Consider the following 22,549-nt stretch of genomic DNA (forward strand, 5'->3'; position numbering starts at 1 on the left):
GATCAGAAACGGATGCCGGCGGGGTTCTGCGGGGGCGGCGTCACGGGCACTTCGGCCGGTGCGGAGGGCGCTGCGGGTTGCTCGCGCGTGGCAGAAGACGCACCTGCCGCTTCAGCAGGCCGCGCCGTTGCCACCAGAGGCGTGGCGGCCGGGCGGCGGTAGCTGGAGGGCAGGGCGGATTGCTTGGGGTAACCGGCGGCGTCCAGGAACTGCGACCACTCGGTGTCCGAATAGCCCTTGATCTGCTGGCTGCCGATGGTCAGGAACGGCAGAGAGGCCTCGCCGCTGAGCCGCTTGAGCGCTTCAGCATCCTGTGGCGTCTCGACCGTCTTCTCGCTGTAGGGAATGCCACGCGCATTGAGCAGGTTGCGCCCGCTGTTGCACGGTGCGCAGTCGCGACCGGTGTAGAGCGTGACCGGGTAGCGGCTGCTGGTCTGGCGCAGTTCAAAGGGCAATTGGGCGCTTGCGCCGGCGGAGACGCCCGCCGCCGTGCCGCCCACGGGCCGTGCCGGGGTGGTCGCCGGCGGTGGTTGGTCGGAGTAGGTGACCTTGCCATCCGGCCCCACGATCCGGTAGACGCCTTGCGCGAGCACGGGTGCGGCGAGCAGGCCGTACAGCACGGCCAGGGCAAGCAGTCGGGGCGCGGGGCAACGGGCGTTCATGGCGGTTCCTATCGGCAGGCCACGGGACAAATCAAGCCATGCCCTGGTGGCGCAGCAGGGCGTCGATGCTCGGCTCGCGGCCTCGGAAGGCCTTGAACGATTCCATGGCCGGGCGGCTGCCGCCGGCTTCCAGGATCGCCTGACGATAGCGGCGCCCCGTGGCGACGTCCAGCGTGCTGTGGCGCATTTTGCAGCGCCGCTTCCTCGAAGGCGGCGTAGGCATCGGCCGACAGCACTTCGGCCCATTTGTAGCTGTAGTAGCCTGCGGAGTAACCGCCGGCGAAGATGTGGCTGAAGGTGTGCGGCGTGCGGCTGTAGGCCGGCGGTTGCAGCACGGCCACTTCGTCGCGCACCTGTTGCTGCAGCGCCAGAATGGCCGCACCACTGGCGGCGGGCTCGGGCAGGCTGTGCAGCAGCATGTCGAACAGCGAGAACTCCACCTGGCGCAGCGTCTGCAGGCCGCTCTGGTAGTTCTTGGCGGCCAGCATCTTGTCGAACAGCGCGCGCGGCAGCGGCTCGCCGGTGTCCACGTGGGCCGTCATGTGCTTGAGCACATCCCACTCCCAGCAGAAGTTCTCCATGAACTGGCTGGGCAGCTCGACCGCGTCCCACTCAACGCCGCTGATGCCGGAGACATCGCGCTCGTTCACTTTCGTGAGCATGTGGTGCAGGCCGTGGCCGAACTCGTGGAACAGGGTGATGACGTCGTCGTGCGTGAGCAGCGCGGGCTTGCCGTTCACCCCCTCGGCGAAGTTGCAGACCAGGTGCGCCACCGGCGTTTGCAGCACGCCCGTGTCGGGTCGCAGCCAGCGCGCGCGCACATCGTCCATCCAGGCGCCGCCCCGCTTGCCGGTGCGGGCGGCCGGGTCCAGGTAGAACTGCCCGACCAGCTCGGTGCCCTGAGGCCCCGAGCGCTCGATGCGGTAGAACGCCACGCCCGGGTTCCACACGGGTGCCTGGTCGGGGCGGATCGCCACCTCGAACAGGGTCTCGACGATCTGGAACAGACCGGCCAGCACCTTGGGGGCGGTGAAATAGGGTTTGACTTCCTGCTCGCTGAAGGCGTAGCGCGCTTCCTTGAGCTTCTCGCCGATGTAGGGCCAGTCCCAGGCCTGGGGATCGTTCAGGCCGAGTTCGGTGGCCGCGAATTCGCGCAGGTCGGCCAGGTCTTTCTCGGCGTGGGGCCGGGCCTTAGCGGCGAGGTCGCGCAGGAAGGCGATCACCTGCTCGGGCGATTCGGCCATCTTGGGCACCAGCGACACGTCGGCGTAATGGCGGTAGCCCAGCAGGCGGGCCTCTTCGTGGCGCAAGGCGAGCAGCTCGCCCATGATCGCGGTGTTGTCGAACTTGGTCGCCTCGCCAGCGGCCTGATCGCTGGCGCGGGTGGCGTAGGCGCGGTAGAGCTTCTCGCGCAGCGGGCTGCTGTGGGCGAACTGCATCACCGGCAGGTAGCAGGGCATCTTCAGCGTGAGCTTGTGGCCGGTCTTGCCGTCGGCCTGGGCCGCCGCGGCGGTGGCCTGGAGCACGTCGTCGGGCACGCCGGCCATCTCGTCGGCCGTGGCGATCAGCGAAAAGGCGTCGGTGGCGTCCAATGCGTTTTCGCTGAACTTCTGGGCCAGTTCGGCCTGGCGTTCCTGCAGCCAGGCAAAGCGGGCCTTGGCCTCACCTTCCAGGGCCGCGCCACCCAGCACGAAGCCGCGCATGGCGTTGTGGTGGGCCTGGGCCTGTTCGGCATTGAGGGTGGCGGGGTCCATGGCCTTGTACTTGGCGTACAGGCGCTCGTCGGCACCCAACCGCGTCCAGAACTCGGTGACCTTGGGCAGCGCCTCGTTGTAGGCGGCTCGCAACTCGGGGGTGTCGGCCACGCTGTTGAGGTGGCTCACCGCGCCCCAGGCGCGCGACAGGCGCTCCGCAGGCACGTCCAGCGTGAGGGAAATCCGGGCCCAATCGTTGGGAAAACTGGGTGCCGTGACCTCTTCCAGCGCGGTGCTCGCCGCCTGCAGCAGCAGGTCCATCGCGGGCCCCACCGCCGCGGGCGTGATCGCATCGAAGCAGGGCAGGTCGCTGAAGTCGAGCAGGGGATTGAGGGTGGCTGGGGCGGTTCGGTCGTTCATGCGTTCTCAGATGTGGCGGTATGAGGGAAGTTCAAGGCGCGGCCCTGCACGAACGGGGAGCCAGAGGCTATCGCGCCTATTGGGATTGCGCGCTCTTCTTCACGCTCTTTTTCATGACCTTGGCGCGCTTGACCTGGCCACCGGGCGTGAGGCGCTGGTTGCCCAGCACGCGCACCACCTTGACCTCGGGGCGCTGGCCGCCGCGCTTGCTGAATTTCAGCACCTTGACGTCGCGCGGGCCCGGCTTGCGGTCCTCGTCGACGACTTTTTCCTTTTCCGGCATGGGGCGCCAGAGCACCAGCAGCTTGCCGATGTGCTGGATCGGCGCAGCGTCCAGCTCGTCGGCCAGGGTCTGGAGCATGGCTTCGCGGGCGGTGCGGTCGTCGTTGAGCACCCGGATCTTGATCAGGCCGTGGGCCTTGAGCGCGGCATCGGCTTCTTTCTTCACCGAGGCGCTCAGACCGTCACCCCCGATGTGGACGACGGGATCGAGGTGGTGGGCCTCGGCTCGGTGGACTTTGCGCTGGGCGGGGGTGAGTGTGATCTGGGGCATGGGACAATTATCGTTTACACAGACCCCAGGCGTCCCTCATGGGCATGAAAGTCAAAACACAGAGCAAGAAGGTCAACAAGGCCTGGCTCAACCAGCACGTTAACGACCCGTACGTGCGCCTGGCGCAGAAGGATGGCTACCGTGCGCGGGCGGCCTACAAGCTGCAGGAAATCGATGAAACGCTGGGGCTGGTGCGGCCCGGACAGGCGGTTGTCGATCTGGGCTCCACGCCCGGGGCCTGGAGCCAATACCTGCGCCGCCGGCTCAGCCCGAACGGGGCGGCCGTGGGCGAATTGCACGGCACCATCGTCGCGCTGGACATGCTGCCCATGGACGCGGTGGAAGGCGTGCACTTCATCCAGGGCGATTTTCGCGAGGCGGCGGTGCTGGCTGAGCTGGAGCAGTCCCTGGTGGACCGGGGTGTGCAGCAGGTCGATCTGGTGGTGTCGGACATGGCGCCCAACCTCTCGGGCATCGGCATGACCGACGCCGCCCGGATCTCCGATCTGGTCGAACTCGCGGTGGATTTTGCCGTTCATCACCTCAAACCCGACGGTGCGCTGGTGGTCAAACTGTTCCATGGCGGGGCCTATGACCCCATGGTGGCGCTGTTTCGCGAGACCTTTCGCACGGTCAAGGCGGTCAAACCCAAGGCCTCCCGGGACAAATCCTCGGAAACCTTCCTGGTGGGACTGGGTCTCAAAAAGGTCGGTTGAGGGGCTTGACGCCCTGGCGCCATTGAAAAATGCCAACCCTTTGATTGACATTGCCACGTCATGCCCCAGGGGCATGGGGGCTTGAAAGTCCTAGAATGGGAAACATATGAGCTTGTCAGTCACTATCGTCTCCAGGAGCTGCACTTGAACAACCAGTGGTTTTCGAAAATCGCCGTGTGGATGGTCATCGCCATGGTGCTTTTCACCGTCTTCAAGCAGTTCGACACGCGCTCCGCGGCGGGTTCGGGTTACATGGGGTATTCCGAGTTCCTCGACGAGGTCAAAGCCCAGCGCATCAAGAGCGCCACCATCCAGGAAGGCCAGGGCGGCACCGAAATCGTGGCCATCACGCAGGACGACCGTCGCGTGCGCACCACCGCCACCTACCTCGACCGCGGCCTGGTGGGCGACCTGATCAACAACAACGTCAAGTTCGACGTGCGTCCGCGCGAAGAGAGTTCGCTGCTCATGACCCTGCTGGTCAGCTGGGGACCGATGCTGCTGCTGATCGGCGTCTGGATCTACTTCATGCGACAGATGCAGGGCGGCGGCAAGGGCGGGGCGTTCAGCTTCGGCAAGAGCAAGGCCCGCATGCTCGACGAGAACAACAACACCGTGACCTTCGCCGACGTGGCGGGTTGCGACGAGGCCAAGGAAGAAGTCAAGGAAGTCGTGGACTTCCTGAAAGACCCGGCCAAGTTCCAGAAGCTGGGTGGGCGCATTCCGCGTGGTCTGTTGCTGGTCGGCCCGCCGGGCACCGGCAAGACGCTGCTGGCCAAGGGCATTGCCGGTGAAGCCAAGGTGCCGTTCTTCAGCATCTCGGGTTCCGACTTCGTGGAAATGTTCGTCGGCGTGGGCGCGGCCCGCGTGCGCGACATGTTCGAGAACGCCAAGAAGAACGCGCCCTGCATCATCTTCATCGATGAAATCGACGCCGTGGGCCGCCAGCGTGGCGCGGGCCTGGGCGGTGGCAACGACGAACGCGAACAGACCCTCAACCAGATGCTGGTGGAGATGGACGGTTTCGAGACCAACCTGGGCGTGATCGTGGTCGCCGCGACCAACCGCCCGGACATTCTGGACGCCGCCTTGCTGCGCCCGGGCCGCTTCGACCGCCAGGTCTATGTGACGCTGCCCGACATCCGCGGCCGCGAGCAGATCCTGAACGTGCACATGCGCAAGGTGCCGCTGGGCACCGACGTGAACGCCAGCGTGATCGCGCGTGGCACGCCGGGCATGAGCGGTGCCGATCTGGCCAATCTCTGCAACGAAGCCGCCCTGATGGCCGCGCGCCGCAACGCGCGCGTGGTGGAGATGCAGGACTTCGAGAAGGCCAAGGACAAGATCTTCATGGGCCCCGAGCGCAAGAGCATGGTCATGCCCGAGGAAGAGCGCCGCAACACGGCGTACCACGAGTCGGGCCACGCGCTGATCGGCAAGCTGCTGCCCAAGTGCGACCCGGTGCACAAGGTCACCATCATCCCGCGCGGCCGCGCGCTGGGCGTGACCATGAGCCTGCCCGCGCAGGACCGCTACAGCTACGACAAGGACTACATGCTGAACCAGATCAGCATGCTGTTCGGTGGCCGCATCGCCGAAGAAGTGTTCATGAACCAGATGACCACCGGCGCTTCGAACGACTTCGAGCGCGCGACCACCATCGCCCGCGACATGGTGATGCGCTACGGCATGACCGACGCGCTGGGCCCGATGGTCTACGCCGAGAACGAAGGCGAAGTGTTCCTGGGCCGTTCGGTGACCAAGACCACCAACATGAGCGAGTCCACCATGCAGAAGGTGGACGCCGAGGTGCGCCGCATCATCGACGCCCAGTACAAGCTGGCGCGCGACCTGATCGAGCAGCACAGCGACAAGATGCACGCCATCGCCACCGCGCTGCTGGAATGGGAAACCATCGACGCCGACCAGATCGACGACATCATGGCCGGCAAGCCACCGCGCCCGCCGAAGGACTGGACGCCGCGCAACCCCTCGGTGGGTGGTGGTGGTGGCAGCGGAGGCACCCCGGCGGTGACCACCGACCCCACACCCTCGGCCGCCTGAGCGGCGCGGATTCTTCATGCACATACGGGGCTTCGGCCCCGTTGTCGTTTCTACCGTTCTTTTGTTTTCCCATGCGCTGGCAAACCACCCGTTTCGATATCGACCTCACGAGCCCGCGCGTCATGGGCATCGTCAACGTCACGCCCGATTCGTTTTCCGATGGCGGGCTGCATGCCGGCACAGCCGCTGCGCTGCGGCATTGCGAGCAGTTGCTGAAGGAGGGCGCCCACATCCTGGACATCGGCGGTGAATCGACGCGCCCGGGCAGCCCGGCGGTGCCGCTGGAGGAGGAACTGGCGCGCGTGCTGCCCGTGGTCCGGGAGGCGGTGCGCCTGGACGTGCCGGTCTCGGTGGACACCTACAAGCCCGAGGTGATGCGGGCGGTGCTCGACGCGGGGGCTGACATCGTCAACGACATCTGGGCCCTGCGGCGCGGTGATGCGCTGCAGGCGGTGGCGGCGCACCCGCGCTGCGGCGTTTGCCTGATGCACATGCACCGCGATCCCCAGACCATGCAGGTGGCCCCCATGGACGGCGACGTGTTGCCCGACGTGCTCGCCTTCCTGGCCGAACGAGCCGGCGCGCTGATAGCGAACGGCGTGGCGCGCGAGCGCATCGTGCTCGACCCCGGCATCGGTTTTGGCAAGACCGTGGCCCAGAACCTGAGCCTGCTGGCCCGCCAGGCGGAGTTGCTGCCCCTGGGTTATGCCCTGCTGGCCGGCTGGTCGCGCAAGTCCACACTGGGTGCGGTCACCGGCCACGAGCGGCCCGCCGACCGCGCGGCAGCCAGTGTGGCTGCGGCCTTGCTGGCGGTGGAGCGCGGTGCGCGCGTGGTGCGTGTGCACGACGTGCGTGACACGGTGGACGCGCTCAAGGTCTGGCAGGCATTGCAAATCAGCTGACCGTCAGGGCCGCCCGCGATAATGCGGGGACCCGAATCCCACAACAAGAGAGAGGACAGGAGCAACATGGCCCGCAAATACTTTGGCACCGACGGCATCCGAGGCACCGTCGGGCAGGCCCCCATCACCCCCGATTTTGTGTTGCGCCTGGCGCATGCCGTGGGACGCGTGTTGCGGCGCACCGAGGCACACCCCACCGTGCTGATCGGCAAGGACACGCGCATTTCCGGCTACATGCTGGAGTCGGCGCTCGAATCGGGTTTCAACTCGGCGGGGGTGGACGTGGTGCTGCTCGGCCCGGTGCCCACGCCCGCGGTGGCTTACCTCACGCGGGCGCAGCGCGCCAGCCTGGGGGTGGTCATTTCGGCCAGCCACAACCCGTTTGCCGACAACGGCATCAAGTTCTTCAGCGCCCAGGGCGCCAAGCTGCCGGACGACTGGGAGCTGGCGGTCGAGGCCGCGCTGGAAGAGCCACCTGTGTGGGTGGAATCGGCCTTGCTGGGCAAGGCGCGCCGGCTGGACGACGCGGCCGGCCGCTACATCGAATTCTGCAAGAGCACCTGCGCCTACCACCTCACGCTCAAGGGCCTAAAGATCGTGGTGGATGGCGCCAATGGGGCGGCTTACCAGATCGCGCCCGCCGTGTTCCACGAGCTGGGTGCCGAGGTCATCAAGATCGGTTGTTCTCCCGATGGCCTGAACATCAACCACCACGTGGGTGCCACCCACCCGCAGGCCTTGCTGGAGGCCGTGAAGGCCCACGGCGCCGACTACGGCATCGCGCTCGATGGCGATGCCGACCGCATCCAGATGGTCGATGCCCAGGGCCGCCTCTACAACGGCGACGAGCTGCTGTACCTGATCGTGGCGGACCGCATCGCGCGCGACCAAGACGTGCCGGGTGTGGTGGGCACGCTCATGACCAACATGGCGGTGGAGGTCGCGCTCAAGTCGCGCGGCGTGAAGTTCGTGCGCGCCAAGGTGGGCGACCGGTACGTGCTGGAAGAACTCGAGCGCCATGGCTGGATCCTGGGCGGCGAAGGATCCGGCCACCTGCTGGTGCTGGACCGCCACACCACCGGCGACGGCCTGGTGTCGGCCCTGCAGGTGCTGCACGCCTGCGTCGACAGCGGCAAGACCATGGCCCAGTTGCTGGCCGACGTGACGCTGTTCCCGCAGACCCTGATCAACGTGCGGCTCAAGCCCGGTCAGGACTGGAAGACCAACACCTTCCTGGACGAGGAGACGCGCGCGGTGGAGGCCGAACTGGCCGACAGCGGCCGCGTGCTGATCCGCGCCAGTGGCACCGAGCCCCTGCTGCGCGTGATGGTGGAAGCGCGCGACGCCAAGCAGGCCCAGGCCTGCGCGGAGCGTCTGGCCGCCGCGGTGCAGGCACAGGTGCCGGCGTGACCACGGCCGACATCACCACGCTGCGCGCCGACTACGCCAACCCCGCGCACGCGGCGGCGCTGGTCCTGCTGCTCGATGCCTACGCCAGCGATCCTGCGGGTGGTGGGCAGGGGTTGTCGGCCTTTGCCAAAGCGAACCTGGTGGCCAGCCTGGCGGCGCGGCCGCAGGCCTACAGCGTGCTGGCCTTTGACGGCGGGCAAGCGGTGGGCCTGGTGAATTGCATCGAAGGCTTTTCCACCTTCGCCTGCAAGCCGCTGGTGAACGTGCACGACGTGGCCGTGCTGGCCAGCCACCGGGGTCGCGGCATTGCCGAGCAGATGCTGGCCCAGGCCGAGTTGATCGCGCGCGAGCGCGGCGCGGTGAAGCTCACGCTGGAGGTGCTGTCCGGCAACCAGCCCGCCATGCGCCTCTACGAGCGCATCGGTTTTGCCGGTTACCAGCTCGACCCGGCCATGGGCAGCGCCCAGTTCCTGCAGAAATGGCTCTGAGCGCTCAGTAGAGCAGGTGGGGCCGGCGCGCGTCGGCCCAGGCGGCTTCGTCGGCCGCCGCCGTGGCGTCCAGCACATCGGGCGCTGCCGACACATCGTCCACCCACTCGCGCAACAGCGGCCCGCCGTTGATGAGGTCGATCGCCAGCCGGTCGTGCTCGTACTCGTAGGCGAAATCCCGCCACAGCGGGTAGTCCGGCGCCTGCAGCCGCAAAGCCCGGAACGCCAGCGCCTGCAGGCGCCAGGGCTTGAAGGCCGCGTGGTCGTAGTGCGTCGGGTCCTCCACATGGATCTGCACGCCCGCGCACAGCTGGCCCACGTGCTTGTGGAAGGTGGGCTCGAAGAAACACTCGCGCAAGACGCAGCCCCTGATCCACTGCGGAGCCAGGCCCTGCATGTCGGAGACCAGGCGGCGGGTGTCGATGCCGGGCGCACCGAAGAGCTCCAGGGGCCGCGTGGTGCCCCGGCCCTCGCTGAGCGTGGTGCCCTCGAGCATCACGGTGCCGGCGTAGGCGCGCGCCATCGACAGGTTGGCCGCGTTCGGGCTGGGGTTGACCCAGGTGCGGCCTTCGGGCCAGCCGAACTCCGGTGCCGCCTCGGGCTGCCAGCCGGCCATGGTGATCACGCGGTACTCCAGCTGCAGGCCGAGCGTGGCGATGAACCAGTGGCCCAGCTCGCCCATGGTCATGCCATGGCGCATGGGCATGGGACCGGCGCCCACGAAGCTTTCCCAGCCTTCGCGCAGCGTGAGGCCTTCGATGGGGCGGCCCGCCGGGTTGGGGCGGTCGAGCACCCACACCGCCTTGCCGTGCCGCGCGGCGGCCTCCAGCACATAGCGCAGCGTGGTGATGAAGGTGTAGATGCGGCAGCCGAGGTCCTGCAGGTCGACCAGCAGCACGTCGAAGTTGTCCATCATGGCGTCGGTTGGCCGCCGCACCGTGCCGTAGAGGCTGAACACCGGGATGCCCAGCCGGGGGTCGTTGAAGTCGGGCGACTCGACCATGTTGTCCTGCTTGTCGCCGCGCAGGCCGTGTTGCGGGCCGAAGGCGGCGCTGAGCCGGACGTCGGGCAGGGCGGCCAGGGCGTCCAGCGAATGCGTCAGGTCGCGCGTGACCGAGGCCGGGTGCGCGAGCAGGGCCACGCGCCGGTCTTTCAAGGGGGCGCGCAGGGCAGGGTCTTGCAGGAAACGTTCGATGCCGAATTGCATGGGGTCTTGGTTCAGGGCAGGGGTGCGGCCAGCCGCAGGGCGCGGCCGTCGGGGTGGTGGAAGTCGGGGCGTTCGTTCGGGTGGTGCAGCGCCCAGTAGCTCAGATCGCGATTGCGCTCCTCGATCACGGCGCACAGGCCCAGGCACAGCGCGGAAGGGCTGCGGGGCAGGGCGGCGGCCGGCAGGCGCGCGGTGAGCGTGAGGGCGCGCGGCGTGGTGTGGGCCAGGGGGGGCGCAGCAACGCGCGGTCGCGGGCTTCGGCCGCCTCATCGCGCTGGCGTTCGGATGAAAACCGGTAGGCGGCCCACTCGCTCGACGGCGAGAAATTGAACTCGCGGTAGGCGGCCTCGCCGTCGGCGGCCACGAAGGCCTCCAGGCAGGTGTGCCGCCACAGGCCGTCGGTGGGCACGGGCGCGGCTGGTGCCGGGATGCGCAAGGCCGTGGTGTCCCCCCGCAGCGCGTAGCGCAGCCGCAAGCCATCGGCGTGGACGCGGACCTCCACCGACACCGTCAGCACCACACCACTGGGCGTGGCGGGGTGGCAGCGCAACTGCGCACGGAGGGGGGCGGGGTTGGGGTTCACAGCTCCGGTATTCTGGCAGGCCCTCTGGGGGTGGGCCGTTGTCACCAAAACTTCATGCGATTGCCATGCGGGAGACACCCGTGGTTCGCACACTGCCTGTTCATGACCACAGCTTCACTCAACTCCGCGCCCCTGGTGGGCGCACTGACCCAGGAGCCCGCCATGAAAGAACTGCCCACCCCCACGCTGGACCTTTCGCCGGTCTCGTTGCCACGGGGGTCACTTCATCCCCGCCCGCTTTTCTCGCCAGCGCCGCAGCCCGTCAGCGGTGGCATCGCCGTCTCCTGGGCGCGGCATCTGGACGAGGTTCGTGAAGCGCAAAGGCTGAGGTTCGACGTGTTCGCCACCGAGATGGGCGCGCGCCTGCCGCAGCAGGTGCCCGGCCACGACGTGGACCTGTTCGACGATTTCTGCGAACACCTGCTGGTGCGCGATGCCACCACCCAGCGCGTGATCGGCACCTACCGCGTGCTGACCCCGGCCCAGGCCAAGCGCGTGGGCAGCACCTACAGCGACACCGAATTCGACCTGACCCGCCTGCGCGCCGTGCGCGAGCGCATGGTCGAACTGGGCCGCAGCTGCGTGCACCCCGATCACCGCCACGGTGGCGTGATCATGGCGCTGTGGGGCGCGCTGGCCGAGTTCATGGTGCGCAACCAGCTCGACACCATGATCGGCTGCGCCAGCATCCCGATGCAGCACGAAGGCCCGCACGGCATGGTGGGCGGGGGCCATGCGGCGGCCAGCATCTGGCGGCAGGTGAAGGCGACGCACCTGGCCCCCATCGACTGCCACGTGCGGCCCCGCCTGCCACTGCCGATCGAGCAGCTCGACGACACACTCGACGTGGAGCCGCCCGCGCTGATCAAGGGCTACCTGCGCCTGGGCGCCAAGGTGCTGGGCCCTCCAGCCTGGGACCCGGACTTCAACGCGGCCGATCTGCCCATGCTGATGCGCATCTCGGACCTGCCGGCGCGCTACCGCAAGCATTTCCTGGGGGCCTGATGCGAGCCGCGCTCGACGTTCTGGGCGGTTGGGCGGTGAAGTCCGGCCTGCCGCAGGCGGGCGGCGTCTGGGCCGCCGGTGGCGGCAGCGACGACGACGCTCAGGAGCCTTCCGAACGTGCCCGCTACCGGGCCGTTTTCATTTCCGACCTGCACCTGGGCACCGCGGGTTGCCAGGCGCGGCCTCTGCTCGATTTCCTCAAGCACCACCCCAGCCACACCCTGTATCTGGTGGGCGACATCATCGACGGCTGGCAACTGCGCCGCAAATGGTATTGGCCGCAGGCGCACAACGACGTGGTGCAGAAGCTGCTGCGGCGCTCGCGCAAGGGCTGCCGGGTGGTGTTCGTGCCGGGCAACCACGACGAATTCGCGCGCCAGTTCGATGGCCACAACTTCGGCGGCATCGAGGTCGCGAACGAGGCGGTTCACACCACGGCCGACGGCCAGCGCCTGTGGGTGGTGCACGGTGACCACTTCGACGGCGTGATCCAGTGCGCCAAGTGGCTGGCCTACCTGGGCGACAACGCCTACGAACTCACGCTGCGCCTGAACCGCCACCTCAATTCGCTGCGCGCGCGCCTGGGCCTGCCCTACTGGTCGCTCTCGCAGTACCTCAAGCACAAGGTCAAGAGCGCGCTGAACTACGTGACCGACTTCGAGCGCGCGGTGGCGGCCGAAGCCCGCTCGCGCGGCTACCAGGGCGTCGTCTGCGGCCACATCCACCGGGCGGAAATGCGGCACATCGACGGCACGCTGTACTGCAACGACGGTGACTGGGTGGAGAGCCTGACCGCGCTGGTGGAGCATCTGGATGGCCGCCTCGAGCTGGTGCACTGGAGCGAGCAGGCCACAACGCCGCTGTCCCACGAGGAGCGGTCGCCAGAACCGCAGACCGAGGGCCAACCGTCCTGAGTCGGCTTGCGCCAGGGGGAGACGCATCGCATGAAAATCCTGATCGTGACCGACGCCTGGCAACCCCAGGTCAACGGCGTGGTGACCACGCTTGTGGAACTGGCGCGGCAGCTGCAGGCCAGCGACCACGAGGTGGTGGTGATCCACCCGGGCCAGTTCCGCACGCGGCCTTGCCCTGGTTATGCAGGCATCGACGTCGCGCTGTTTCCCGGCCGCCGCATGCGCGAATTGATCAACGCGGCCGAACCGGACGCGATCCACATCGCCACCGAAGGCCCGCTGGGCTGGGCCGCGCGGCGCCACTGCCTGCGGCGCAAACTGGCGTTCACCACCGCCTTCCACACCAAGTTTCCCGAGATCCTGCACGCGGCCCTGGGCGTCCCCGTGTCGTGGGGGTACGCGCTGTGTCGCCGCTTTCACCGCCCCAGCAGCGGCGTGATGGTGCCCACGCAGGGCGTGCTCGACATGCTCAAGGCGCGGGGTTTTCGCGAATTGCGCGCCTGGACGCACGGCGTGGACACGCGCCTTTTTTCGCTGACGGACCCTCCCACCAGCTATGCGCCGCTGGGGCCGCTGGCGCACCCCGTCAGCCTGTTCGTGGGCCGCCTGTCCTACGAGAAGAACATCGATGCCTTCCTGCGCATGGACCTGCCGGGCAGCAAGGTGGTGTGCGGTGTGGGGCCGTTGACCTCGGCGTTGCGCCAGCGCTACCCGAATGTGCATTGGCTCGGGGTGCTGCCCCGCCATGAGCTGGCGCAGGTGTACGCCGCGGCGGACGTGTTCGTGTTTCCCAGTCGCAGCGAGACCTTTGGCCTGGTGATGCTCGAGGCCATGGCTTGTGGCGTGCCGGTGGCCGCCTACCCGGTGGACGGCCCCCTGCAGGTGATTGGCAACAGCGGGGCCGGTGCCCTGCGCGACGATCTGCGCGAGGCCTGGAAGGACGCGCTCAAGGTCAAACGCCACGAAGCGCGGGATCGCGCCCTCCAGTTCGGATGGGGGCGGGCGGCGACGCTGTTCGTGTCCCACCTCAGCGTCCTGCCCCGGCCCCGCCGACCGAGGTCCGCGGTTCGCGCCATGAAGGAGGTGGATGGCACGGTACTGTCACACAAACGTCATCCAATCGTTGAATAATCGACACATGGTGCGCCAGGGATCACCGGCCGGGAGCGGCGGGCAGCAGGCGAACCCTTCGATTCCAGCGGCATCCATGAGCGGCAACACCCTGCATCAGAAGCTACCCCTCCTCGATCGCGATCACAGCATCCTCGCCTTCAACGAACGCGTGATGGACTGGGCGCGCCGGGCCGACGTGCCGTTGCTGGAGCGCCTGCGCTACTTGAGCATCGTCTCCAGCAACCTGGACGAGTTCTTCGAAGTCCGCGTGGCGCCCCACCTGACGGCGGCCCGGGCCAACGAACAGCGCGGCCCCTTCACCTCGCTGTCCTACGAACAGCTCTCGGACAAGGTGCATTCGCTGGTCGCCCAGCAATACGCCATCTACAACGACGAGTTGCTGCCGCTGCTGGAGAAGAAGGGCATCAAGCTGATCTCGCACGGCGAGCGCAATCCGCGCCAGCGCCGCTGGGTCAAGGAGTTCTTCATCAAGGAAGTGCAGCCGCTGCTGATGCCGGTGGGGCTGGACCCGGCCCATCCGTTCCCGCAGGTGGCGAACAAGTCGCTCAACTTCATCGTGCGCCTCACGGGCAAGGACGCTTTCGGCCGCGAGAACGAGATCGCCATCGTGAAGGTGCCGCGCATCCTGCCGCGCTTCTTCCGCATGCCTCCGGTCAAGGGCTCCAAGCAGACGCACTTCGTCTCCATCTCCAGCCTGATCCGTTCGCACCTGAACGACCTGTTTCCCGGGCGCCAGGTCACCGAGTTTTCCCAGTTCCGTGTCACCCGCCATTCCGATCTGGCGGTGGACGAGGAAGAAGTGAAGAACCTGCGCACCGCTTTGCGCAAGGGCTTGCAGCAGCGCCACTATGCCAGGCCCTGCGGCTGGAGGTCTCGGCCGGCTGCTCGATCCACCTCTCCAACTTCCTGCTGGAGCAGTTCGCGCTGACCGAGCGGGCGCTGTACCGCGTGCCCGGCCCGGTCAACCTCGTGCGGCTGAACCAGCTGATCGACCAGGTCGAAGCACCCGCGCTGCGCTTCGAGACCTACAGCGCGGGCTGGCCGGCCCAGCTCACACCCGGGCAGTCGTACTTCGAGCGCCTGCGGCAGGGCGACGTGCTCATCCACCAGCCCTTCGAGAGTTTCGATGCGGTGCTGGGCTTCCTGCGCGAAGCGGTGGAAGACCCCGACGTGCTGGCCATCAAGCAGACCATCTACCGCACGGGCGCCAAGTCGGAGCTGATGAACCTGCTGCGCGAAGCCGTGCGCCGTGGCAAGGAAGTGACGGCGGTGGTGGAACTCAAGGCGCGCTTCGACGAAGAGGCCAACATCAACTACGCCGAACGGCTGGAGTCGGTGGGTGCCCAGGTGGTCTATGGCGTGGTGGGCCTCAAGACGCACGCCAAGATGCTGCTGGTCACGCGCCGCGAGGCCACGGGCCTGCGCCGCTACGCGCACCTGTCCACCGGCAACTACAACCCCGGCACGGCGCGCCTCTACACCGACCTGAGCTACCTCACGGCCGATGACGCGCTCACCGCCGACCTGGAGCAGATCTTTCTGCACCTGGCGAGCCAGAACCGCCTGCCCAAGCTCAACAAGGCCCTGATCGCGCCGTTCCATCTTCACAAGGCCATGCTCGACAAGGTGGAGGCCGCAGGTGCCGCCGCCAAGGCCGGGCAGGACGCGCGCATCGTTCTGAAGATGAACGCCCTGACCGACGAGCCGATGGCGCGTGCGTTGGCCGTGGCCTCCCAGCAGGGTGTGAAGATCGACCTGATCGTGCGCGGCGCCTGCATCCTGCCCGCGCAGGTGCCGGGCTTCACCGACAACGTGCACGTGCGCTCGGTGATCGGGCGCCTGCTGGAGCATTCCCGGGTGTTCTACTTCCGCACCGGCGAGGTGGAGGAGCTCTGGCTCTCCAGCGCCGACTGGATGAACCGCAACATGCTGCGGCGCATCGAACTCGCGTGGCCCGTGACCGACAGCGCGCTGCGCCATCGCATCATCGACGAGTGCCTGCAGGCCTACCTGCACGACACCAAGGACGCCTGGCTGCTGCGGCCGGACGGCAGCTACGTGCCGGCCGGGGCCAACGGCAACGGCCGGGGCCGCATCACCTTGCATTCGGCGCAGGCCAGCCTGATGGCCCTGTATGGCAGCAAAGGCTGACGACATGGAAAACCGGACCATGGACCTGATTCTGTGGCGGCATGCCGAGGCGCACGACCACCCCGAGCCATTGACCGGGCGACCCGGTGATCCCCAGGATCTGGCGCGCCGGCTGACCCCGCGCGGCGAAAAACAGGCCACCCGCATGGCCGCCTGGCTGGATCGGCAACTGCCCGATGGCGCCCGCATCTGGAGCAGCCCGGCGGTGCGCTGTGAAGAGACGGTGCTGGCGCTGGGCCGCAAGTACAAGCTGCGCGACGACCTCTCACCCGACGGCGACCCGCTGGCCTTGCTGGAGCTGGTGCAATGGCCCTACGGCAAGTCGCCGGTGGTGGTGGTCGGCCATCAGCCCACGCTGGGGCGCGTGGTGGCCCGCCTGCTGGGCCTGACCGAAGAGGCCTGTTCGGTGAAGAAGGGCGCCGTGTGGTGGCTGCGCCACCGCGAGCGCGATGGCGTGGGCCAGACCGTGGTGGTCACGGTGCAGACGCCCGAGCTGATCTGATCAGACGGCTTTTTTGGCGGGTGCCGCGCGGCGGACCACCGGGCGCTTGACGGCGGCCTTGGGTGCGGGGGCCGATTTTTTTGCGCTTGCTTTCTTGGCGCACGGGCTTGGCGGCAGGGGATGCCGCCTTGGCCGCAGGCTGGGCGACGGCGGGTGCGGCCGGCTTGGCAATCGCCTTGGTCGCGGGTTTCGCGGCCTTTTTGGCGGTGGGCTTTGCCGCGGGCTTGGTGGCGGCCGGCTTGTCGGTCACCGTCGGGCGGCCCGTCTTGAGCGTGGGCACGGCAGCGAGGGCCACCTTGTAGGCCGCGTCGTTCAGGCCTTGCAACACCATCAACCCAGCGCGCAGCAGTTCGCTTTTCTTGACGCTGGAGCCCAGTGCGATCGCACGGGTCTTGAGCTGGTCGATGGCGGCGAACTCGGTCTTGGGGATGGTGAAGCTGTCGCGCACCAGCTTGGGTTTCTTGGGGCTGGTTTTGTTGCTCTGACTGGCCATGAATGCACTCCGGGGATGACAAAAGGGGCCGGAGTATAAACCGTATATACCGTTTCCCGTCTACCTCGGAACAGTGACAGCTGTGTGACAGTGTGGGCGCTACCGGATGTCCGCCGTGAACTTCCAGGCCGACTTCTGCCAGGCCACCACCTCTTCCCCCAGCAGCCAGGCCGACTGCGGGTAGCGTTTGGCCCATCCCGGGTTGGTCGAGAGCTTGAAGGCGCGCGACTTGTAGCTCAGCTTGACCGATTGGTACTCCGGCATCTGGCGCGCGTGGCAGAGCAGCACGGCCAGGCGCAGCGCCATGAGCTGCTTGGCGAACAGCTCGTCCATCAGGGCGTCTTCGAGTTTGCGCAGCTTGCCGCGTTGGCCCATCACCAGCTGGCTCATGCGGTGCAGTTCGGGCAGGGAAAAGCCCGGGGCATCCATGTTGTCCAGGATGTACGCGCCGTGGTGGTGGGAGCGTTCGTGCGAGATGTGCGTGCCGATCTCGTGCAGGCGTGCCGCCCACGCCAGTTTCTGCGAGTAGCGCTCGTTCTGTGCGTCGAGCGCCGCGATCTGGGCGAAGAGGGCGGTGCTGACCTCGCTGACCCGCTGGGCCTGCACATCGTCGGCCGAGAAACGGTGGGCCAGCCAGCGCACGGTGCGCTCGCGCACGTCGCCGCCGTCGGTGTCGCGATCAATCAGGTCGTAGAGCGCACCGTGGCGCAGCGCGCCCTGGGCCGGCACCATCTGCTCGATGCCGAAGAGGTCGAAGATGGCGCGCAGCACGCTCACGCCGCCACCGATCACCGGGCGGCGGTCGTCTTTCAGGCCCTCCAGGCGCAACTGGTCGGCGCTGCCGGCCTTGATCATCCGCTCGGTCAGCCAGTCCAGCCCGGCGCGCGTGACCACGCCGGAGGCCCAGCCATTGGCCGCGAGCATGTCGGCCACCGCCCCCACGGTGCCCGAGGAGCCGTAGGCGATGGTCCATTCGGGCGGGGGGAATTTGTCCAGCGCCTCGTCGATCACGGCCTTGGCCGCCACTTCAGCGGTCTTGAAGGCCGATGCGGTGAACTGGCCGCGCGGAAAATAACGCGTGGACCAGGCCACGCTGCCCAGCCGGTACGACTCCATGGCGCGCGCCGTGTAGCCCTGGCCCAGGATCATCTCGGTCGAGCGCCCGCCGATGTCCACCACCAGGCGCTTTTCGTCCGAGTGGGGCAGCAGGCGGGACACGCCCTGGTAGATCAGGCGGGCTTCTTCATGGCCCGACACCACGTCGATCGAGAACCCCAGGATGGCCTGGGCGTTGCGCAGGAACTCGTCGCGGTTTTTCGCTTCGCGCAGGGTCTGAGTCGCGACGGCCCGGACCTGCTGTTTCTTGAAGCCGTGCAGCCGCTCGGCGAACCGTGCCAGGCACTCCCAGCCGCGCTCCATGGCGGCCTGGCTGAGGTTCTTTTCCTCGTCCAGCCCGGTGCCCTGGCGCACGGTTTCCTTCAGGTATTCGATGCGCTCGATGTGGCCCGAGTGGTAACGGCCGATCTCCAGCCGGAAACTGTTGGAGCCGAGGTCGATGGCGGCGAGGAGGGTTCCGTTTTGCATGCGAGACGACGGCGCGGGGCCGAGGGGTGGCCCCAGGGGCTGGATTGAGCGGGAAAACCCGGATTGTGACGCATGGCCGTGAAGCGCCGCCTGTCGGTGGTCTCAGGAATGATCGCCTGTTGTGTGACAAGCGTTCGATGTCACATGGATGTCATATTGCCTGCCTAAAGTCCTCCTTGTTCTGAATCCCCAACCGCTAGGAGTCACTTCATGATCAACAAACGAATTTTCCTCAAGACCGTGGCCGCAGCCGCCATGGCGACCGCTGGCATGGGTTCCGCACTGGCCGCCGACATCACCGGCGCAGGCGCTTCTTTCCCCTACCCGATCTATGGCAAGTGGGCTGAGGCCTACAAGAAGGAAACCAACGTTGGCCTGAACTACCAGTCCATCGGTTCTTCGGGTGGCATCCGCCAGATCAAGGCCAAAACTGTGGCCTTTGGTGCTACCGATGCCCCTGTCTCCGGTGAAGACCTCGACAAAGACGGCATGGTGCAATTCCCCGCCATCATTGGTGGCACGGTGCCCGTGATCAACCTCGAAGGCTTCAAGCCGGGCGAACTGCGCGTGACCGGCCCCGTGCTGGCCGACATGTTCCTGGGCACCATCACCAAGTGGAACGACCCCAAGCTGGCCGCCCTGAACCCCGGCAAAGCGCTGCCTGACCAGGCCATCACCGTCATCCACCGCTCGGACGGCTCGGGCACCACCTTCAACTTCACCGACTACCTGTCCACCGTCAGCAAGGACTGGGCCGACAAGGTGGGCAAGGGCGCCGCCGTGAAATGGCCGGCCGCTTCCTCCGTCGGCGGCAAGGGCAACGAAGGCGTGGCCGCCAACGTGACCCGTGTGAAGGGTTCGCTGGGTTACGTGGAATACGCGTACACCAAGAAGAACAACATGCCTTTCCTGCAACTGCAGAACAAGGACGGCAAGTACGTGAGCCCGGACGACAAGTCGTTCGCCGCCGCGGCTGCTGGCGTGAACTGGTTCAGCGTGCCGGGCATGGGCGTGTCCATGGTCGATGCCAAGGGCGCCGACAGCTGGCCCATCAGCACCGCCTCGTTCATCCTGATGTACAAGCAGCCGACCGACAAGGCCCAGTCCGCCGAAGTGCTGAAGTTCTTCGACTGGTCCTTCAAGAGCGGCAAGCAGATGGCCGCCGACCTGGACTACGTGGCCCTGCCCGACAGCCTGACGAACGAGATCCGTTCCAAGGTCTGGTCGCAGATCCAGAAGTAATCAGCAACCGACTTGTCCGATGACATCCGCCGGCTGGAAAGGGCTGGCCGGCGGATCCCGTTGTTCTCAGGATCACAATACGGAGTCAACATGAGCGTGGGAACAACCATGAGTTCGAAATCTGCGCCGGCAGCGTCCGGCAACCCCAGCATGGTGTCGATTGCCAAACGGCAACGCATCGAAGACATCTTCTTTCACCGGGTCACCCAGGGCTTCTCGCTGCTGGTGCTGGTGGCCCTGATGGGCATCATCATTTCCCTGTTTGTCAATGCCTGGCCGGCTTTCCAGAAGTTCGGCCTGGGTTTCGTCTGGCGTGTCGAATGGGACGTCGTCAACGAGGAGTTCGGCGCCGCGATCGCCATCGTGGGCACGCTGGCCAGCGCCGGCATCGCCTTGCTGATTGCCGTTCCCCTGGCCTTCGGCATCGCGCTTTTCCTGACCGAAAACTGCCCCGTCTGGCTGCGCCGCCCCCTGGGCACGGCCGTTGAGCTGCTGGCGGCCGTGCCGTCCATCATCTACGGCATGTTCGGTCTGTTCGTCTTCGCACCCCTGTTCGCCGACTACGTGCAGCCCGGCATGCAAGGCCTGCTGGGCTCGATGCCGCTGATCGGGCCCCTGTTCGGTGGTGCCACCAACGGCATCGGCATCCTGGCCGCCGGCATCGTGCTGGCCTTCATGGTGCTGCCCTTCATTGCCGCGGTGATGCGCGACGTGTTCGAGATCGTGCCGCCCATCCTGCGTGAATCGGCCTATGGCCTGGGTTGCACGACCTGGGAGGTGGTGCGCCGCGTGGTGCTGCCCTACACGCAAAAAGGCGTGATCGGCGGGATCATGCTGGGCCTGGGCCGCGCACTGGGGGAGACCATGGCCGTGACCTTCGTGATCGGCAACGCCAACCGCCTACCGACTTCGCTGTTCTCGCCCGGCACCTCGATCGCCTCGACGCTGGCCAACGAGTTCGGTGAAGCGGCCGACTTCCACCTCTCTACCCTGTTCGCCCTCGGTTTCCTGCTCTTCGTCATCACCTTCATCGTGCTGTCAGCTGCCAAGATCATGCTGCTGCGCGCTGAAAAGGCCAAAGGTCTCTGAGACACCACACCATGGAATTCAACCACCGCCTCTACAAGCGCCGCCAGCGCGCCAATGCCATCGGCCTGACCCTGTCCATGGGCGCCATGGTGCTGGGCCTGTTCGTGCTGCTCTGGATCCTCAGCGTGCTGTTCAGCAACGGCCTGGCCGCGCTGGACTGGAACATGTTCACCCAGTCCACGCCGGCGCCGGGCACGGATGGCGGCGGCCTGGCCAACGCCATCGTCGGCAGCCTGATGATGGTGGGCTTCTCGGTGCTGGTTTCCACGCCCATCGGCATCTTTGCCGGCGTGTACCTGGCCGAGTACGGCGATACCAGCAAGACCGCCGAGCTCACGCGTTTCGTGACCGACATCATGCTGTCGGCCCCTTCCATCGTGCTGGGCTTGTTCGTGTACGCCATCGCCGTGCGCACGCTGGGCAACTTCTCCGGCTGGGCCGGCAGCCTGGCGCTGTCGCTGATCGCGGTGCCTGTGGTGGTTCGCACCACCGAGAACATGCTGCGCCTGGTGCCGGGCAGCCTGCGCGAAGCGGCTTTCGCCCTGGGCGCGCCGCGCTGGAAAGTGCGCACGCTGGTGACGCTGCGCGCGGCCAAGAGCGGCGTGATGACCGGTTTGTTGCTGGCCGTGGCCCGCATCAGCGGCGAAACCGCGCCGCTGCTGTTCACCGCCCTGAACAACCAGTTCTTCAGCACCGATATGGGTGCGCCCATGGCCGACCTGCCAGTGGTGATCTTCCAGTTCGCCCTGAGCCCTTACGACAACTGGATTCGACTGGCCTGGGGGGGCGCGTTGCTGATCACCCTCTCGGTGCTGGCCCTCAACATCGTGGCGCGGGTCTTCCTGCGCGAAAAGAAGGCGGGCTGAGCCCCGTCCCCGCACAACCGAATACCCGACACGGAACCGACCATGCCCAACACCGCCACTGCCTCGGCCGCCACGGCCACCGCCAAGAATGCGCTGGAGCTGCGCAACCTGAACTTCTTCTACGGCAAGTTCCAGGGCCTGAAGAACGTCAACATGAACATCGAGGAGCGCAAGGTCACCGCCTTCATCGGCCCCTCGGGTTGCGGCAAGTCCACGCTGCTGCGCACGCTCAACCGCATGTACAGCCTGTACCCCGGCCAGCGCGCCGAGGGCGAAATCAATTTCTACGGCCAGAACATCCTGGACTCCAAGCAGGACATCAACCTGCTGCGCGCGCGCATCGGCATGGTGTTCCAGAAGCCCACGCCGTTCCCGATGTCGATCTACGACAACATCGCCTTCGGCGTGAAGCTGTACGAAGATCTCAGCCGCGGCGAGATGGACGATCGGGTGGAATGGGCGCTGTCCAAGGCGGCCCTTTGGAACGAGGTCAAGGACAAGCTCAACCAGAGCGGCCTGTCGCTCTCCGGCGGCCAGCAGCAACGCCTGTGCATCGCGCGCAGCGTGGCCGTGAAGCCCTCGGTGCTGCTGCTCGACGAACCCACGTCCGCGCTGGATCCGATCTCCACCGGCAAGGTGGAAGAATTGGTGCACGAGCTCAAGCAGGACTACACCATCGCCATCGTCACGCACAACATGCAGCAGGCTGCCCGCTGCAGCGATTACACCGCCTACATGTACCTGGGCGAGCTGATCGAATTCGGTTCGACCGAGCAGATCTTCTTCAAGCCGAACAAGACGGAGACGGAAGACTACATCACGGGCCGTTTCGGCTGAGCCCGCTCATTCAGCGACCCAAGGAGGCCCTAC

At 66.9% G+C, this 22,549-nt stretch carries 19 protein-coding genes and 2 pseudogenes; 14 read left to right on the forward strand and 7 right to left on the reverse strand.

Annotated elements, in window-relative coordinates; translation table 11 throughout:
• Positions 1-2: 2 nt before the first annotated feature.
• The 3 genes and pseudogenes from ACFJGX_RS15915 to ACFJGX_RS15925 form a co-directional block, all read right to left on the reverse strand.
• Positions 3-662 carry a DUF4124 domain-containing protein gene (locus tag ACFJGX_RS15915; RefSeq protein WP_382325205.1) on the reverse strand — a complete coding sequence of 220 codons (660 nt, stop codon included), beginning with the start codon at positions 660-662 and terminating at the stop codon, positions 3-5.
• 31 nt (positions 663-693) lie between these two features.
• A pseudogene (locus tag ACFJGX_RS15920) lies at positions 694-2,776 on the reverse strand (M3 family metallopeptidase).
• A gap of 76 nt (positions 2,777-2,852) precedes the next feature.
• Positions 2,853-3,329 carry a YhbY family RNA-binding protein gene (locus tag ACFJGX_RS15925; protein WP_291112915.1) on the reverse strand — a complete coding sequence of 159 codons (477 nt, stop codon included), beginning with the start codon at positions 3,327-3,329 and terminating at the stop codon, positions 2,853-2,855.
• A gap of 44 nt (positions 3,330-3,373) precedes the next feature.
• Here ACFJGX_RS15925 and ACFJGX_RS15930 point away from each other — a divergent pair, with 44 nt between their 5' ends.
• The 5 genes from ACFJGX_RS15930 (at position 3,374) to ACFJGX_RS15950 (ending at position 8,909) form a co-directional block, all read left to right on the forward strand.
• Positions 3,374-4,045 carry an RlmE family RNA methyltransferase gene (locus tag ACFJGX_RS15930; protein ID WP_382325203.1) on the forward strand — a complete coding sequence of 224 codons (672 nt, stop codon included), beginning with the start codon at positions 3,374-3,376 and terminating at the stop codon, positions 4,043-4,045.
• A gap of 144 nt (positions 4,046-4,189) precedes the next feature.
• Positions 4,190-6,109 carry an ATP-dependent zinc metalloprotease FtsH gene (gene ftsH / locus ACFJGX_RS15935; RefSeq protein WP_382325201.1) on the forward strand — a complete coding sequence of 640 codons (1,920 nt, stop codon included), beginning with the start codon at positions 4,190-4,192 and terminating at the stop codon, positions 6,107-6,109.
• Positions 6,110-6,180: 71 nt separating this feature from the next.
• Positions 6,181-7,011 carry a dihydropteroate synthase gene (folP, locus tag ACFJGX_RS15940; RefSeq protein ID WP_382325199.1) on the forward strand — a complete coding sequence of 277 codons (831 nt, stop codon included), beginning with the start codon at positions 6,181-6,183 and terminating at the stop codon, positions 7,009-7,011.
• Positions 7,012-7,077: 66 nt separating this feature from the next.
• Positions 7,078-8,421: a phosphoglucosamine mutase gene (glmM, locus tag ACFJGX_RS15945; protein WP_382325197.1), complete on the forward strand. Its 1,344-nt coding sequence runs from the start codon at positions 7,078-7,080 to the stop codon at positions 8,419-8,421.
• Complete coding sequence (locus ACFJGX_RS15950) at positions 8,418-8,909, forward strand: GNAT family N-acetyltransferase (protein WP_382325195.1); 492 nt, start codon at positions 8,418-8,420, stop codon at positions 8,907-8,909. The genes glmM and ACFJGX_RS15950 overlap by 4 nt, the downstream gene beginning before the upstream one ends.
• A 4-nt stretch (positions 8,910-8,913) precedes the next feature.
• On the opposite strand, the gene ACFJGX_RS15955 is transcribed toward ACFJGX_RS15950, so the two are convergent.
• Both ACFJGX_RS15955 and ACFJGX_RS15960 read right to left on the reverse strand, forming a co-directional pair.
• A complete protein-coding gene (locus ACFJGX_RS15955) occupies positions 8,914-10,116 on the reverse strand; it encodes an exo-beta-N-acetylmuramidase NamZ domain-containing protein (protein WP_382325193.1) in 1,203 nt (400 codons plus the stop codon).
• A gap of 124 nt (positions 10,117-10,240) precedes the next feature.
• A complete protein-coding gene (locus ACFJGX_RS15960; protein ID WP_382326551.1) occupies positions 10,241-10,699 on the reverse strand; it encodes a hypothetical protein in 459 nt (152 codons plus the stop codon).
• A 162-nt stretch (positions 10,700-10,861) separates the two neighbouring features.
• Between ACFJGX_RS15960 and ACFJGX_RS15965 the strand changes: the two genes are divergently transcribed.
• From ACFJGX_RS15965 to ACFJGX_RS15985, 5 genes and pseudogenes are all read left to right on the forward strand, one after another.
• Complete coding sequence (locus ACFJGX_RS15965; RefSeq protein ID WP_382157380.1) at positions 10,862-11,704, forward strand: GNAT family N-acetyltransferase; 843 nt, start codon at positions 10,862-10,864, stop codon at positions 11,702-11,704.
• Complete coding sequence (locus tag ACFJGX_RS15970; RefSeq protein WP_382157382.1) at positions 11,704-12,618, forward strand: UDP-2,3-diacylglucosamine diphosphatase; 915 nt, start codon at positions 11,704-11,706, stop codon at positions 12,616-12,618. The genes ACFJGX_RS15965 and ACFJGX_RS15970 overlap by 1 nt, the downstream gene beginning before the upstream one ends.
• 30 nt (positions 12,619-12,648) lie before the next feature.
• Complete coding sequence (locus tag ACFJGX_RS15975) at positions 12,649-13,749, forward strand: glycosyltransferase family 4 protein (protein ID WP_382325191.1); 1,101 nt, start codon at positions 12,649-12,651, stop codon at positions 13,747-13,749.
• 76 nt (positions 13,750-13,825) lie between these two features.
• A pseudogene (gene ppk1, locus ACFJGX_RS15980) lies at positions 13,826-15,903 on the forward strand (polyphosphate kinase 1).
• 19 nt (positions 15,904-15,922) lie between these two features.
• Entirely contained in the window at positions 15,923-16,405 is a 483-nt protein-coding gene (locus tag ACFJGX_RS15985) for a SixA phosphatase family protein (RefSeq protein WP_382325187.1), read from the forward strand.
• Here ACFJGX_RS15985 and ACFJGX_RS15990 read toward each other — a convergent pair.
• Both ACFJGX_RS15990 and ppx read right to left on the reverse strand, forming a co-directional pair.
• Positions 16,377-16,898, reverse strand: coding sequence for a hypothetical protein (locus ACFJGX_RS15990; RefSeq protein ID WP_382326553.1), 522 nt, complete (start codon positions 16,896-16,898; stop codon positions 16,377-16,379). The two genes, ACFJGX_RS15985 and ACFJGX_RS15990, sit on opposite strands and share 29 nt — an antisense overlap.
• A 99-nt stretch (positions 16,899-16,997) precedes the next feature.
• Positions 16,998-18,482, reverse strand: coding sequence for an exopolyphosphatase (gene ppx / locus ACFJGX_RS15995; protein WP_382325184.1), 1,485 nt, complete (start codon positions 18,480-18,482; stop codon positions 16,998-17,000).
• Between the two features lie 210 nt (positions 18,483-18,692).
• On the opposite strand from ppx, the gene pstS reads away from it, so the two are divergent.
• From pstS to pstB, 4 genes are all read left to right on the forward strand, one after another.
• Positions 18,693-19,724 carry a phosphate ABC transporter substrate-binding protein PstS gene (gene pstS, locus ACFJGX_RS16000; RefSeq protein WP_382157395.1) on the forward strand — a complete coding sequence of 344 codons (1,032 nt, stop codon included), beginning with the start codon at positions 18,693-18,695 and terminating at the stop codon, positions 19,722-19,724.
• A gap of 108 nt (positions 19,725-19,832) precedes the next feature.
• Positions 19,833-20,813: a phosphate ABC transporter permease subunit PstC gene (gene pstC / locus ACFJGX_RS16005; RefSeq protein WP_382157397.1), complete on the forward strand. Its 981-nt coding sequence runs from the start codon at positions 19,833-19,835 to the stop codon at positions 20,811-20,813.
• Between the two features lie 11 nt (positions 20,814-20,824).
• On the forward strand, positions 20,825-21,679 hold the full coding sequence (pstA, locus tag ACFJGX_RS16010) for a phosphate ABC transporter permease PstA (RefSeq protein WP_382326555.1): 855 nt from the start codon (positions 20,825-20,827) through the stop codon (positions 21,677-21,679).
• Positions 21,680-21,721: 42 nt separating this feature from the next.
• On the forward strand, positions 21,722-22,516 hold the full coding sequence (gene pstB / locus ACFJGX_RS16015) for a phosphate ABC transporter ATP-binding protein PstB (protein ID WP_382157401.1): 795 nt from the start codon (positions 21,722-21,724) through the stop codon (positions 22,514-22,516).
• Positions 22,517-22,549: the final 33 nt, after the last annotated feature.

The sequence above is a fragment of the Hydrogenophaga sp. UC242_50 genome (assembly GCF_042697355.1).
In the GTDB taxonomy this organism is placed as follows: Bacteria; Pseudomonadota; Gammaproteobacteria; order Burkholderiales; family Burkholderiaceae_C; genus Hydrogenophaga.

Excerpts from the sequence above, each read along its gene's own strand:
- pstB (WP_382157401.1), top strand. The coding sequence starts at position 21,722 with ATGCCCAACACCGCCACTGCCTCGGCCGCCACGGCCACCGCCAAGAAT.
- pstA (WP_382326555.1), top strand. The coding sequence starts at position 20,825 with ATGGAATTCAACCACCGCCTCTACAAGCGCCGCCAGCGCGCCAATGCC.
- ACFJGX_RS15975 (WP_382325191.1), top strand. The coding sequence starts at position 12,649 with ATGAAAATCCTGATCGTGACCGACGCCTGGCAACCCCAGGTCAACGGC.
- ACFJGX_RS15915 (WP_382325205.1), bottom strand. The coding sequence starts at position 662 with ATGAACGCCCGTTGCCCCGCGCCCCGACTGCTTGCCCTGGCCGTGCTG.
- ACFJGX_RS15985 (WP_382325187.1), top strand. The coding sequence starts at position 15,923 with ATGGACCTGATTCTGTGGCGGCATGCCGAGGCGCACGACCACCCCGAG.
- ACFJGX_RS15930 (WP_382325203.1), top strand. The coding sequence starts at position 3,374 with ATGAAAGTCAAAACACAGAGCAAGAAGGTCAACAAGGCCTGGCTCAAC.
- ACFJGX_RS15990 (WP_382326553.1), bottom strand. The coding sequence starts at position 16,898 with ATGGCCAGTCAGAGCAACAAAACCAGCCCCAAGAAACCCAAGCTGGTG.
- ACFJGX_RS15925 (WP_291112915.1), bottom strand. The coding sequence starts at position 3,329 with ATGCCCCAGATCACACTCACCCCCGCCCAGCGCAAAGTCCACCGAGCC.
- folP (WP_382325199.1), top strand. The coding sequence starts at position 6,181 with ATGCGCTGGCAAACCACCCGTTTCGATATCGACCTCACGAGCCCGCGC.
- ACFJGX_RS15965 (WP_382157380.1), top strand. The coding sequence starts at position 10,862 with ATGAAAGAACTGCCCACCCCCACGCTGGACCTTTCGCCGGTCTCGTTG.
- ACFJGX_RS15955 (WP_382325193.1), bottom strand. The coding sequence starts at position 10,116 with ATGCAATTCGGCATCGAACGTTTCCTGCAAGACCCTGCCCTGCGCGCC.
- glmM (WP_382325197.1), top strand. The coding sequence starts at position 7,078 with ATGGCCCGCAAATACTTTGGCACCGACGGCATCCGAGGCACCGTCGGG.
- pstS (WP_382157395.1), top strand. The coding sequence starts at position 18,693 with ATGATCAACAAACGAATTTTCCTCAAGACCGTGGCCGCAGCCGCCATG.
- pstC (WP_382157397.1), top strand. The coding sequence starts at position 19,833 with ATGAGTTCGAAATCTGCGCCGGCAGCGTCCGGCAACCCCAGCATGGTG.
- ppx (WP_382325184.1), bottom strand. The coding sequence starts at position 18,482 with ATGCAAAACGGAACCCTCCTCGCCGCCATCGACCTCGGCTCCAACAGT.
- ACFJGX_RS15970 (WP_382157382.1), top strand. The coding sequence starts at position 11,704 with ATGCGAGCCGCGCTCGACGTTCTGGGCGGTTGGGCGGTGAAGTCCGGC.